This is a genomic window from Bradyrhizobium sp. WSM4873 (assembly GCF_055811355.1).
Genome location: NZ_JBVVPS010000070.1, coordinates 1 through 11,765, shown reverse-complemented (window position 1 = coordinate 11,765; position 11,765 = coordinate 1). Strand labels below are relative to the sequence as shown.

General features: G+C 64.4%; 8 protein-coding genes. 5 read left to right on the top strand and 3 right to left on the bottom strand.

Annotated features, from left to right (window positions below; all coding sequences use genetic code 11):
• Positions 1-87 precede the first annotated feature (87 nt).
• The 3 genes from AC0L21_RS37290 to ugpB form a co-directional block, all read right to left on the bottom strand.
• Positions 88-1,710: an ABC transporter substrate-binding protein gene (locus AC0L21_RS37290; protein ID WP_473266920.1), complete on the bottom strand. Its 1,623-nt coding sequence runs from the start codon at positions 1,708-1,710 to the stop codon at positions 88-90.
• 385 nt (positions 1,711-2,095) lie between these two features.
• The gene (locus AC0L21_RS37285) at positions 2,096-3,040 is read right to left on the bottom strand and encodes an aminoglycoside phosphotransferase family protein (protein WP_473266916.1); all 945 of its coding nucleotides are present in this window, start codon (positions 3,038-3,040) and stop codon (positions 2,096-2,098) included.
• 152 nt (positions 3,041-3,192) lie between these two features.
• Complete coding sequence (gene ugpB, locus AC0L21_RS37280) at positions 3,193-4,533, bottom strand: sn-glycerol-3-phosphate ABC transporter substrate-binding protein UgpB (protein ID WP_473266914.1); 1,341 nt, start codon at positions 4,531-4,533, stop codon at positions 3,193-3,195.
• Positions 4,534-4,718: 185 nt separating this feature from the next.
• Here ugpB and AC0L21_RS37275 point away from each other — a divergent pair, with 185 nt between their 5' ends.
• The 5 genes from AC0L21_RS37275 to AC0L21_RS37255 all read left to right on the top strand — a co-directional run bounded on the left by AC0L21_RS37275 (position 4,719) and on the right by AC0L21_RS37255 (position 11,291).
• Positions 4,719-5,714, top strand: a complete 996-nt coding sequence (locus AC0L21_RS37275) for a TRAP transporter substrate-binding protein (protein ID WP_473266911.1) — start codon at positions 4,719-4,721, stop codon at positions 5,712-5,714.
• Between the two features lie 54 nt (positions 5,715-5,768).
• A complete protein-coding gene (locus AC0L21_RS37270) occupies positions 5,769-7,799 on the top strand; it encodes a sensor histidine kinase (protein WP_473266923.1) in 2,031 nt (676 codons plus the stop codon).
• The gene (locus AC0L21_RS37265) at positions 7,769-9,514 is read left to right on the top strand and encodes an ATP-binding response regulator (RefSeq protein ID WP_473266908.1); all 1,746 of its coding nucleotides are present in this window, start codon (positions 7,769-7,771) and stop codon (positions 9,512-9,514) included. Before AC0L21_RS37270 ends, AC0L21_RS37265 begins: the two co-directional genes overlap by 31 nt.
• 10 nt (positions 9,515-9,524) lie before the next feature.
• On the top strand, positions 9,525-10,259 hold the full coding sequence (locus AC0L21_RS37260) for a response regulator (RefSeq protein WP_007597984.1): 735 nt from the start codon (positions 9,525-9,527) through the stop codon (positions 10,257-10,259).
• A gap of 420 nt (positions 10,260-10,679) precedes the next feature.
• Positions 10,680-11,291 (top strand): sigma-70 family RNA polymerase sigma factor, encoded by a 612-nt coding sequence (locus tag AC0L21_RS37255; protein WP_247495466.1) that lies wholly within the window; start codon positions 10,680-10,682, stop codon positions 11,289-11,291.
• Positions 11,292-11,765: the final 474 nt, after the last annotated feature.

Below are 11,765 nucleotides of genomic sequence, written 5' to 3'. Positions count from 1 at the left end.
CCTCTCCCCAACCCTCCCCCACAAGGGGGGAGGGAGCCTGAAGAGCGTGCTCACCTCACTCTGAAGGACAGCGCCCGCCACGCCCCCTCACCCCTTCGCCATCGCGCGGTAATCCAGCCTGCGGTGGAACCAGTATTGGTAGCCGCTGATGTTCTTCTGCATCGCGACGTTGACGAAGGGCTGGTACAGCGGGATGCGCGGGATGTCGCTGTAGGCGAGATCGACGAACCCCTTCACGTCGGTGTCGTAGGTCGCGGTGTCACCGGTGGCGGCAGCATTGCGCGCCCCGTCGATCAGCTTGTCCATCTCCGCCGACTTGTAGCTCATGGTGTTGAAGACGGAATTGTTGCCGTGATAGCACCAGTAGAAGAAGTATTCGGGGTAATCGAGCCAGCCCGAGAATACGTTGGTGAAGAGCGGCATCTCCTTCTTGTTTAATTCGGTGCGCCAGTTGGCGCCGGGCACCTTGTTGATGGTGGTCTTGATGCCGATCTGGGCCAGGCTCTCCTGCACCAGCACGCAGAGCGGCTCATTCACGCCGGCGAAGTTGAGGTCGAACGAGATCGTGGTCTCGAAGCCGTTGGGATAACCAGCTTCAGCGAGCAGCGCCTTCGCCTTGTCCATGTCGGTGTTGTATTTGTGCGGCTGCGGCCAGGCGACTTCGGTCGGCTTGTCCTTGGGCGCGCCGAACATCGGGTTTGCCAGCCCGAACATCACCGCGTCCATGATCTTCTGGTAGGGAATCGCGTAGGCGACCGCCTGACGCACTTTGGGATTGTCGAACGGCGGCTTGGTCACGTTCATGCCGATATACTGGATGCCGTTGGAGAACGGCAGCGACACCACGTTGAGCTTGCCGCTCGCCTTCATCTCCTGGAAATCCTTGAACGGCAGCTCGTAGGAAATGTCGGCGTCGCCGCGCTCCAGCAGCGCGCGGCGATTGCCGGCCTGCGGCACCATGCGCCAGATCACGCGCTTGATCTTCGGCAGCGGGCCGCCGACCCAATCGTCATTGCGCTCCATCACGACTTCGGTGCCGGCTGTCCACTTCGTCACCTTGTAGGCGCCGGAGCCCGCGGTCTGCTGCTTGGTGTACTCAAGACCCCAGGGATCCTTCTCGCTGGCGTTCTTCTTCACCAGTTCGGAATTGATGATGCAGGGCACGATCACCGCGAGATCGGGGATCGTCAGCCTGTCCTTCTTCAGGAAGTCGACACGCACCGTGTAGTCGTCGATCACGACGAACTGCTCGGGCTTGGTGAGCGAGCCCGCGCTCATCTGGAAGGTGGGGAAGCCGCCGACGCTGACGGCGCGGTCGAGCGACCACTTCACGTCCTTGGCGGTGACAGGCGCGCCGTCGTGGAATTTGGCGTTCTTCTTTAGCTTGAAGGTGACCGACATGTCGTCGATCTTGAAGCTCTCGGCGAGCTCGCCCTTGAACTTGTCGCGGTCGTAATAGGGCACGCCGCCGGGACCGGTCTTCATCTCGTGGCTGATCAGGCGGTCGTAGCAATTCCAGGACACCTCATAGCCGGGCACATTGGTGCCGACGCCGTGGATATCGAGATTGTTGGGGCCGCCTTCGGAGACGATCAGCAGCGTCTCCGAGCGCGCATCGGCATAGGCCGAAGAAACCACGGAGGGCATGGCCGGAAGCGCCGCGCCTGCGGCCAATCCGGAAACGGACTTGAGGAAATCGCGGCGCTTCATGAAATCGCTCCAACACAAAGTTTTCTGGTTGGAACTCGATTCGCAAGGTTCGTGCCAAGGCTTAATGAGAGTTTAAACCGGCATAAGACTTTGAAATATCTAAATGAAATAGCTATTGATCGAACCATCGATCAGAAACCAAGTCTTGGGACATTGCATACAAAGATGCGCATTTGCTCATAAAATAAGCTGAATGGAGTCTCGCTTGTTTGGCAGGCGGCCTATTGGACCACCGTCGTCCTGGCGAAAGCCAGGACCCATTACCCCAAGCAGGAGTTGCGGCGCGAAGCTGGCAACTACGAATCTTCGCAAAACCCCTCCCTGGGGTAATGGGTCCTGGATCTGCGCTTCGCTTGTCCAGGACGACTGTGGGGATCGCCGGCAATCACCCCGGCCAGATCAGCTCCTGGAGTTCGACCAGATCATTCGCCTGGCCCTGCCAGCCGTCGATGCAGATGTGGCTGTTGAGGTCGCTGGCGCGATGCAGCAGCATCAGCGCCATCAGGCGGCGCTTGAGCGCGAAGTCGAGCTTCGCATAGCCAAAGCCTTCGAGCAGGCTGCGCACCCTCCCCGGCCGGCCCGCTGCCATGAAGGCGCTGGGGCCGAGCAGATCGTAGTCGCGCCATCCCGCCAGCACGTCGCCGAAGTCGAACAGGCCGGCGAGCGACCATTGGCCGTCGTCGCAGGCGAGCAGGAAGTTCTCCGGAATGTATTCGCCGATCAGGATCACCGGCGCATCCATCGGAATGAGCGCGGGCGCATCGCGCAGGAGATCGTCGAGGCCGGCGAGGAATTTTGGCGCAAGGCCGAGACGCGTGTGCCGCGCCTTGCAGCCCTGCATCTGGGCGCGCATGAAGTCTCCCCAGCGCGGCTCGATCTGCGCGAGCGGCCCGAGCGGCGCGCGCTGTACGGACGCGATGGTCTCGCCGATCTGGCGCAGCACGCGCTCCTTCTGCGCTTCCGGCAATGACGGCCAGACCTCCGAGCCGAGCGTGCCGGCAAGGCGCGTGATGACGAGATAAGGCCAGCCGTCGCGCTCGCCTTCCGCGACAATCTCGGGGATCGGCAAATGGAGGCGGCCGGCAAGCTGCGTCAGCGAGCCGCGCTCGGAGACGAATTGCGCGCGGAGCAGCGGCGGGAAGATTTTCAGGATCAGGTGATCGCCGAAGCCGACGACGAGATTGGTGCCGGTGGCAAACACATGCGGCGCGCTGACATCAAGGCCGTGACTGCGCGCGATGTCGAGCGCGATCGGCAGCCATCGCGGAGGGTCGGCGCGAAAGGCGCGAAAACTCTCGGCGTCGGCGAACTGAGGGAGTGGCATCGACATCGTAAACCAACTGCATGTGAGTTCGTCATGCCCGGGCTTGTCCCGGGCATCCACGTTCTTCGTGCTGCGGCCAAGGCGTGGATGGCCGGGACAAGCCCGGCCATGACGCTGTGGAACGGTCTTGCCCTAACGCCGAGCTACCATCCCGCCCCCTACCTATCCGGGCTGGCGCGCTCGAACTGGCGCAGGATCTTATTGCCGCGCTCGACCGCGGCATCGAGCGCGGCTTGCGCGCTCTTGCGGCCGGCAAAGGCCTGCTCCAGCTCGTCCTCGATCGCGCCGCGGATCAGCACGAAGGAGCCGAGCCGGATGCCTTTCGAATTCTCCGTCGGCGGATGCAGCGTGATTTCTTCGAACGAGATCGCCGAGCCCGGATTGCGCTCGTAAAAGCCTTGCGCGCGCGTCAGCTCGAAGGCGGCGCGGGTGACAGGCAGATAGCCGGTGTTCTGGTGCCAGGCGGCCTGCACGCCGGGCTGCGACAGATAGGCGAAGAATCGCGCCACGCCCTTGTATTCCTCGCGCGGGCGGTCGCGCAGCACCCACAGCGTGGCGCCGCCGATGATCGAGTTCTGCGGCGCGCCCTTCACGTCGGGCCAATACGGCATCATGCCGTAGCCGATCTCGAACTTCGAATTCGCCTTGATGTCGGCGCGCGTCGCCGAGGAGCCGATGAAGATGCCGCATTCGCCGTTCTGGAAGCGCGGCTCGGCCGACTGGCCGCGGCCGCTATAGTCGAACACCTTGGTCTTCTGCCACTCGCTGAGCTCGGCGACATGGCGCACCAGAGACGGATTGTTGATGGTCAATTCCGCATCGAGCGCGGCGAAGCCGTTGGTCCGCGTCGCCAGCGGCAGATTGTGGAAGGCTGAAAAATTCTCGACATGGATCCAGGACGGCCAGGACGTGGTGAAGCCGCACGCCGCGCCGCGATCGCGCAGGCGCTTTGCCGCAGCGCCGAGCTCCGGCCAGGTCTTCGGCGGCGCGTCCGGATCGAGCCCTGCGTCGCGGAACATGGTCTTGTTGTAATAGAGGATCGGCGTCGACGAATTGAACGGGAACGACAACAGATTGCCGGCCGCATCGGTGTAGTAGCCGGAAACGGCGGGAAGATAGTCATTGAGCGAGAACGGCTCGTTCATGTCCCGCATCAGGCTGAACACGGGATAGATCGCGCCCTTGGCCGCGGTCATGGTGGCGGTGGCGACCTCGTTGACCTGGACGATCGCGGGCTGGCTGCGCGAGCGGAAGGCGAAGATCGCGGCCGTCACCGTCTCGGTGTAACTGCCCTTGTAAGTCGGTAAGACGCGATAATCCGTCTGCGAGGCGTTGAAGTCGGAGGCGAGCTTCTCGAGCTGCCTGCCGAGTTCGCCGGACATCGCGTGCCACCAGGCGATGTCGGTCGCGGCACGCACCGGCGCGGCCAATGAGAGGGCCGCAAAGGCGGCGGCGACCTGCAAAAGGCGCGATGCTGAAGTCACGATGGCTCTTTCCATGCCGCACGACGAAAGCGGCTGTCCCTGCTTAAGGCGCGGCATTTGCGGTTTCAACCGAGAATGAGCGCCGGCCGCGCCGCACAATCACGCCGAAGCCCCGGGCGGGATGGCCTTCCCACGACCATCTGCTAGATTGCATTGAACCTTTTCCTCCCGCCATAGACTCCACCACTGAGGGGTTGAGTGTGCCAGTGTTGAACCGTGCCGAACGCACGCGGACCGGGGTGGTTTTCGTCGCGCTTCTGATCGCCATCTGCGCGACGGGAGCCGCTGCGCGCGAATTCCGCGCCGCCGACACCCAGACCGAGGATTATCCGACCGTGCAGGCGCTGCGCTACATGGGCGCCCTGATCGCCGAGCGCAGCGGCGGCCGGCACGAGGTCAAGGTGTTCCACTCCCGCCAACTCGGCGAGGAGAAGGAGACCATCGAGCAGACCCGGGTCGGCGCGATCGATCTCAACCGGACCAATGTGGCGCTGATCGGCAACTTCGTTCCGGCGATGAACGTGCTGGCGATGCCGTTCCTGTTCCGGTCCATCGAGCACATGCAGAAGGTGCTGGACGGGCCGGTCGGCAGCGAGATCCTCGGCAGCTTCGAGCCCTATGGCTTCGTTGGCCTCGCCTTCTACGATTCCGGCGCGCGGTCGATCTATAACGGCGCCCGGCCTGTGCGGAGTGTCGCGGACCTCAAGGGATTGCGGATCCGGGTGCAGCAGTCGGAGTTGATGAGCCAGATGATCCGCGCGCTCGGCGCGGAGCCGGTCGAGATGCCCTATGGGCAGGTGCTTGCCGGGCTTGCCAACCATTTGATCGACGGCGCCGAGAACAACTGGCCATCCTACGTGACGACGGACCATTACAAGCATGCCGGCTATCTCGCGCTCACCGAGCACACGATGAGCCCCGAAGTGCTGGTGATCTCGCTGAAGGCCTGGAAAAGCCTCTCAGTCGACGATCAGACCATCTTCAGGGAAGCCGCGCAGCGCTCCAGCCGATTCATGCGCGAGAAATGGCGCGACCTCGAGGAGCAGTCGCAGCGCAAGGCGGAAGCAGCGGGCGTCACCATCGTCAGAGATATCGACCGCAAGCCGTTCGAGGACGCGATGGTCGCGATCTACGCCAAGGCCGGGCAAGATCCGGCCGCGGCCGCGCTGATCGAACGCATTCGCAAGGTGGAGTGAGGCCTCTTGCCCGGGCTTGGACACAGCGAGCATGCAGACAGGTCGCCCGGCCCGATGGGGCGGCTACGCGCGCGGCTGGTCGGCGTGCTCCGGGCGGTGCCGATCCGCTGGCGCATCCTGTCGATCGCGGCGCTGAACTCCGCCGTGGTCATCGTGCTGGTCGGGCTGATCTGGAACGGCTCGCAGGTGCTCGGCTCGGCCTGGGACGACGTGCGCCAGGTGCGCGAGTCCGACCGGATTTTGGCGCTGCTCGAAAGTGAGACCGGGCGGCTGCACAATCTGATCCACCGCTACATCAACCAGCCGAGCCCCGACCTGTTCGCCGAGATCCTGCTGCTGCGCGAGGCGGTGCTGGGGACGCTGGCCAACCGTGCCGCCAAGGACCCGATGCTGTCGGGTTCGGTCGAGGAGCTGGAGCGCACCACCGACCGCTTCCTCAACGGCTTCGGCGAGCTGCGCGGCGTGCAGGCCACCATCGCCAAAACCTATGAGGATCAGGTGCAGGGACCGGCCAGGGACATGGCCGGGCTTTACTCGATCATCGAAGGCGCCACCGGCCATCGCGACGCGCTGATCTGGCCTTCGCTGGGCAAGTCGCGCGAGGCCTTCACCGCGATGCTGGTCGCGGCCAATTCCTACTATCTGTCGCTGTCATCGGGTGCGGCCGACGACGCCCGCCGCAACACCGAGACGATCGAGAAGACCATCCCCGTGATGATCGACCTCGCCGACAACGACCTCCAGCGCATGGCGCTGCGGCGGCTCGCGGCCCGGACCGCCGCGCTGCGCGAAGGCTTTGCAAAGCTCTCCGAGCAGCTCACGAACCGTACCGAGCTGCTGCGCAACACCATCGACGCCAACCAGGCCGAGGCGATCGGTGCCATCGACGACCTCTCCACCAAGATGCGCCAGCGCGAGCAGAAGGCGCAGGAGACGTTCGACCGCACGCTGGCGGACATCTCCCGTCGCGTTCTTTCCATCGCGGTGATCTTCCTCGGCATCATCCTCACCGCCGGCGTGCTGATCGCACTGTCGATCCGGCTGCCGCTGCAGCAGATCATGGCGGCGATGCGCGCGATCACGCTCGGCGACCTCGGCCGCGAGGTGCAGGGCACGCGCGCGCGCGACGAAGTCGGCGCCATGGCGCGCGCGGTGGAAGTGTTCCGCGAGAACGCGATCGCCAAGCGCCAGACCGAGGACGAGCTGCGCGCGTCCAAGGAGAAGGCCGAGAGCGCGCTGCTCGAGCTCAATGCCGCGCAGCAGAATCTGATCGATGCCGAGAGGCTCGCAGCCCTCGGCGGCCTCGTCGCCGGCGTTGCGCACGAGGTCAACAACCCGATCGGCATCAGCCTCACCGTTGCGTCGAGCTTTGCCCGGCGCACCGAGATTTTCGAGGCCCAGCTCAAGGGCGACGGCGGCCTGCGCCGCTCGCAGCTGGAAGAATTCGTGCAATCCTCGCGCGACGCCTCGCAGCAACTCGTCGCCAACCTCCAGCGCGCCGGCGAACTGATCCAGTCTTTCAAGCAGGTCGCGGTCGACCGCTCCCATGCCGAGCGGCGGCAGTTCTCACTGAGCGAAGCCACCGACCAGATCATCGCGAGCCTGCGCCCGGTGCTGAAGCGCTCGCCGATCACGCTCCATGTCGACATGCCCGAGGGGCTGCTGCTCGACGGCTATCCCGGCTCCTACGGCCAGATCCTGACCAACCTCTTCCTCAATGCCGCCAACCACGCCTTTGCCGATGGTCGCGCCGGCACGATCACGATCTCGGCACGGCCCCGCGGGGCCGATGACGTCGAGATCATCTTCACCGATGACGGGGCCGGCATGACCTCCGACGTGCAGCGCCAGGCCTTTGACCCATTCTTTACCACCAGGCGCAATGAAGGTGGCACGGGACTCGGCCTCCATATCGTCTATAACCTCGTCACCCAGCAGCTTGGCGGTCGCATGATGCTGGAATCCAAGCTGGGACAAGGCACTACATTTCGCATTATCATGCCCCGGGTCGCCAGGGGCGGCGCGCAAAGCACAGAGACTGACGGGACTTCTCAATGGCCGAACAGGACGATGTCCTCCACCTGATCGACGACACCGGTACTGCATCGGAGGATGTTGACGCCCGGAAATGGAAGATCGCCGTCATCGACGACGATCCGGCCGTGCATGACGGCACGCGTTTTGCGCTCTCGGACTATTCGCTCAACGGCCAGGGCCTGGAGATCCTCTCTGCCCATTCCGCGGCGGAAGGTCGCAAGCTGATGGCCGCGCACAACGACATCGCCGCCGTTCTGCTCGACGTCATCATGGAAACGGACGTCGCCGGCCTGGAGCTGGTCGAGTACATCCGCAACGAGCTCAAGAACGAGACCGTCCGCATCATCCTGCGCACCGGACAGCCCGGCCAGGCGCCCGAGCGGCGCGTGATCGTGCAGTACGACATCAACGACTACAAGGCCAAGACCGAGCTCACCGCCGACAAGCTGTTCACCTCGCTGACCGCGGCGCTGCGCTCCTACCAGCAGCTCGAGCGCATGCTGCAGACAAGGCGCGGACTCGAGATCATCATCGACGCGGCTTCCACGCTGTACGACTTCAAGTCGATGCAGCGGCTCGCCGAGGGCGTGCTGACCCAGCTCGCCTCGCTGCTCAACGTCGATTGCGCCGGCATCCTGGTCTTGCGCGACAATGGCGGCATCGACCCCGAACTTTCGGTGCTCGCCGGCAGCGGCTGCTACAGCCGCTTCATCGGCACGACCTCGTCGAAGGCGCTCGATCCCGATCTGCGCGCGATGGTGGAAGCCGCTTTCCAGGGCCGCAAGAACGAGTTCGCCGACCACCGCAGCGTGATCTATTTGCGCACCGGAAGCGGCCGCGAGGTCGTGGTGCTGCTGCAGGCCGAGCGCGAGCTGTCGGAAACCGACCGCTCGCTGGTCGAGATCTTCTCCAGCCGGCTCTCGATCGCCTTCGACAACGTCATCCTCTACCAGCAGCTCCAGGCCGCCAACACCCAGCTGGAAGACCGTGTCGCCCAGCGCACCCGCGCGCTGATGCAGGCCAACCGCCGGCTCTCGGCGCAATGGCTGCGGCTGCAGCGCGCCAACGGCTTCAAGAACGAAATCCTCGGCACCGTTGCGCACGATCTGAAGAACCCGCTCGGCGTCATCCTCGGCCGCACCGAGATGCTGAAGGAGCTGATCTCGACCGGCGCGTCGTCAGGCGGCGTGGTCGCCCAGGTCGATCACATCCGCGATGCGACCAAGCGCCTGACCACGATGGTCGACCATCTGATCTCGGACGCGATGGCCGACGCCTTCGACATCACCATCCGCCGCGAGCCCGTCGACGTCGCGGCCCTGGTCAAGGAGGTTGCAGAGGCCAACCAGCCGCTCGCCGTCAACAAGCAGCAGGCGATCAGCGTCACCGCGCCCGTCAACATCGTCACCATGTGCGACACCGACCGCATCCGCGAGGCGATCGACAATCTAATCAGCAACGCCATCAAATACTCGCCGATCGGCGGCAAGATCGGTGTCATCGTCAGCCATGAGGGCGGCGACACCATCATCCGCGTCAGCGACGAGGGCGCCGGCCTCTCGCCGGAGGATCTCGGCCGCCTGTTCGGGCGGTTCCAGCGGCTGTCGGCAAAACCGACCGCCGGCGAGAGCTCGACCGGGCTTGGGTTATCCATCGTCAAGCGTATCATCGACATGCACGGCGGCGAGGTGACCGCCGAGAGCGAGGGCCCCGGCAAGGGCTCGACCTTCACCATCACCCTCCCCGCGACCGAAATCCCGTGATCTCAGGACCATGACCCAAAGCCAGCACATCATGATCGTCGACGACGAGGCCCCGGCCCGGGAGATGGTCGGCGATTACCTCAAGATGCACGGCTTCACCGTGACGCTGTGCGACGGCGGCAAGTCCTTGCGCACGGCGATCGACGGCAGCATGCCCGACCTCGTCGTGCTCGACCTCAACATGCCGGAGGAAGACGGGCTCTCGATCATCCGCGACCTGAAGAGCCGCATCAACGTGCCGGTGATCATGCTGACGGCGACGGCGAGCCCGATCGACCGCGTCGTCGGCCTCGAGCTCGGCGCCGACGATTACGTGGCCAAGCCGTGCGAGCTGCGTGAGCTGATGGCGCGCATCCGCTCGGTGCTGCGCCGGAGCGCGCCGGCGAAAGCCGTGGCGGAAACGGCGGCTGCGAAATCGGACAAGGAGCAATTGGTACGGTTCGGGACAAAGTGGCTCGATCTCGAAGCGCAGGCCCTGCGCGACGACGAGGGCAACGAGCACCCGCTGACCGCATCCGAGTTCGGGCTCTTGAAAGTGTTCGCGGCCAATCCGAAGCGCGTGCTGTCGCGCGAGCGCCTGCTGGAATTGGCCAATGCGCGCGACGCCGAAGCCTTCGACCGCGCCGTCGATCTGCGCATCATGCGCATCCGCCGCAAGATCGAGCCCGATCCGGCAAAGCCGGCCGTGATCCGCACCATCCGCGGCGGCGGCTATTTGTTCTCGCCGGCGGGCGAGAAGGCGTAGGGGCCCCATTGTCGTCCTGGCGAAAGCCAGGACCCATTACCCCGAGCAGAAGTTGCTGCGCGAGGCTGGTCCCTCGTGTCTTCGCCGAACCCACTCCGTGTTTATGGGTCCCGGCCCCCCGTGCGCAATTGCGCACTAGGCCAAGACGACAGCTGGGATTGGGCGACATCGAACGCAAGCCCCGGAAATATGTTCCCGGCGCCTCCGCTCGTCGCCTAATCCCCATCCCCGTATTTTCCGTACATTGAAATTCCACGCTTTTTTGCCTCGAATGTTTCGTCGCGGCTAATCCGACGAAACAATTTGATGGCGCACGAAACCATTTTCTCCTTTTCGTGCAGACGTCCCGAAACGTTGGCTCATTAACACTTTGGTCCAAGGAAACGCCGCTCGGTTGCGGCGCTACGGGGAGCCAAGTCAATGCCGAACGTCATCGCCATCAACGCCCAAGCCAGCCAGAGCATCATTGCCGCTCAGGCGACCTCGGACGACATGCTTCTCGAAAGCATTGCCGACGGCAACCGGACGTCCATGCACATCCTTTATTGCCGACACAATGTGCGCGTGTACCGCTTCATCCTGCGGATCGTGCGCGACGCTACCACGGCGGAAGACCTCGTCAGCCAGGTGTTTCTGGACGTGTGGCGGACCGCCGGCCAATTCCAGGGCCGCTCGCAGGTTTCGACCTGGCTGCTCTCGATCGCCCGCTTCAAGGCGCTGACCGCGATGCGCCAGCGCCGTTTCGAGGACATCGACCAGGAAGACGTGCGCCAGATCGCCGATGGCTGCGACACGCCGGAGACCTCGCTCGACCGCAGCGACACCAGCGCGATCCTGCGCGCCTGCGTTCAGAAGCTGTCACCCGCGCATCGCGAAATCATCAACCTCGTCTACTACCATGAGAAGTCGGTGGAGGAGGTCGGACAGATCATCGGCATCCCGCAGAGCACGGTGAAGACCCGGATGTTCTATGCCCGCAAGCAACTCGCCGAATTGCTTAAGGGCGCCGGCGTCGAGCGCTTTGCCGCCTGAAGCTTAGACATTTCAAGGGGATAGGACGCAAGCTTTGGCCCTATCCCGGACACGGAAGTGTTACCGCCCACGAAACAATTGAAACAAAGCACAACATCAGGCGGAAAAACTTCCCTCCTATAAAGCTCACATACGGTTTCGTTAAACCTCCCAAGACCTCCAGCGACCCGGACGGGATGCCCCCCTCCGGGTCGTTTTGTATTTGGGGGTGGGCTGCGGCGCTGCGCTTGAGTGAGGCGGGCACGTCTCTCTCATTCCCTCTCCCTTGTGGGGGAGGGGCAGGGAGAGGGGGCCACACGGGGACTCTCTCGACTTGCAGGCGCGGCATGATGCCAGACGGGTAGACCATCTCCTGGGCTAGGGGGGGGGGCGCCCCCCCCCCCCCCCCCCCCCCCCGCCCCCCCCCCCCCCCCCCCCCCCCCCCCCCCCCCCCCCCCCCCCCGCCCCCCCCCCCCCCCCCCCCCCCCCCCCCCC

Coding starts and splice junctions, on each gene's coding strand:
- AC0L21_RS37290 (WP_473266920.1), bottom strand. CDS start 1,710: ATGAAGCGCCGCGATTTCCTCAAGTCCGTTTCCGGATTGGCCGCAGGC.
- AC0L21_RS37285 (WP_473266916.1), bottom strand. CDS start 3,040: ATGTCGATGCCACTCCCTCAGTTCGCCGACGCCGAGAGTTTTCGCGCC.
- ugpB (WP_473266914.1), bottom strand. CDS start 4,533: ATGGAAAGAGCCATCGTGACTTCAGCATCGCGCCTTTTGCAGGTCGCC.
- AC0L21_RS37270 (WP_473266923.1), top strand. CDS start 5,769: ATGGGGCGGCTACGCGCGCGGCTGGTCGGCGTGCTCCGGGCGGTGCCG.
- AC0L21_RS37265 (WP_473266908.1), top strand. CDS start 7,769: ATGGCCGAACAGGACGATGTCCTCCACCTGATCGACGACACCGGTACT.
- AC0L21_RS37260 (WP_007597984.1), top strand. CDS start 9,525: ATGACCCAAAGCCAGCACATCATGATCGTCGACGACGAGGCCCCGGCC.
- AC0L21_RS37255 (WP_247495466.1), top strand. CDS start 10,680: ATGCCGAACGTCATCGCCATCAACGCCCAAGCCAGCCAGAGCATCATT.